General features: G+C 60.7%; 2 protein-coding genes. Both read right to left on the reverse strand.

Translation table 11 applies throughout. The annotated features are described in order from the left end of the window. Nucleotides 1–698 (reverse strand): ABC transporter ATP-binding protein (locus AC1DT3_RS21450; RefSeq protein ID WP_477467206.1); only part of this gene is annotated, 698 nt, incomplete at its 3' end. Next, nucleotides 691–1326, reverse strand: a 636-nt coding sequence (locus AC1DT3_RS21455; protein ID WP_477467207.1) for an ABC transporter ATP-binding protein, incomplete at its 5' end; no start/stop codon positions are given. The genes AC1DT3_RS21450 and AC1DT3_RS21455, both read right to left, overlap by 8 nt.

Genomic DNA, 1326 nt, shown 5'->3' on the forward strand with positions numbered 1-1326 from the left:
GCGAGATGTCGCTGAATTCGCTCGGCGTTCTCGTCGAATTCTTGCCAATTGCCGGTGAATGCGATTTTTCCCGTGTCGAGGACCAAGACCCGCTCCGTGCATTGCCGCGCAAACCAGATGCTCTGTTCCGCAAGCAAAAGGCCAATTCCATAATCGTTACAACAGGCGACGACATCCCGTGCAAGGTCAGCGACAATGACGGGCGCCAGGCCTTCCGTGGGCTCGTCGAGTAACATCAGATGCGGCCGGGCCGCAACTCCCCGCGCGACGGCGAGCATTTGCTGCTGCCCCCCGCTCATCTGCGAGCCGAGCCGATCCCTCAAAGGGACGAGCATCGGAAAGCGGTTGATGAGCGTGTCGAGCGGAATCGCGTCTCGCCCATGCGCCCCACCGTACTGAGCGACCTTGAGATTTTCGTAAGACGTGAGATGGCTGAAGATACGCCGATCCTCCGGGACGAGCGTCAATCCGTGCCGAACCCTGTCGTCGGGCATGGCGCCATCGAGGGAGCGCGACCGAAAGCGAATGGCGCCCGTCACACGCGGGCCTGCATTCATGATGCTTTTCAGGAGCGTGCTCTTCCCGGCGCCGTTGCGGCCTAGAACGGCGACGCGCGCGCCTTTTTCGATGGAGAAGTTGATGTCGTGCAGGATGTGGCTCTGCCCGTAAAAGGCGCTGACTCCGTCAACTTCAAGCATGTCCGGTACCCTTACCGAGATAGACCTGTTTGACCATTTCGTCCTGGCGCACGGTGGCCGGATCGCCGCAACTCACAATCTCTCCGTAGTTCAACACCATCAGCCTATCGGCGAGGTCGAAGATGACGTCCATGTCGTGCTCCGTCATGACAATGGTGACGCCGTTCGACTTCAGCCTCTGCAGCAGGTTGGCCGTACTTTTGCGATCCGCAGCCGACATGCCCGCCGTCGGCTCGTCGAGCATCAGAATGCGCGGCTTTCCCGCCAGGGCAATGGCGAACTCGAGCCGCTTCTTGTCGCCGTGCGATAGAAGACCCGCGTCCTCATCCAGCCGACCATTCAGCCCCACGCTGCCAAGGATCGTGTGTGCCTCTTCTTTCACTTCGCCCGAGGGGCGCCAATCCCACCACGGACCACAGGATTGTCCGAGGCCGATCTTGCGCGCCTCGATCGCCAAGACGACGTTCGTRAAGATCGGCAACTCGCCGAACACGCGGGCAACCTGGAATGTTCGGCCGAAACCCATTCTCGCGCGAAGATAGGCCGGAAGTGCCGTGACGTCTCTTCCATCAAACGTGACGGTCCCACCCTGAGAGGCCACTTCTCCCGTCAGCACCTTGAAGAGCGT

The organism is Microvirga sp. P4_G7, assembly GCF_056401005.1.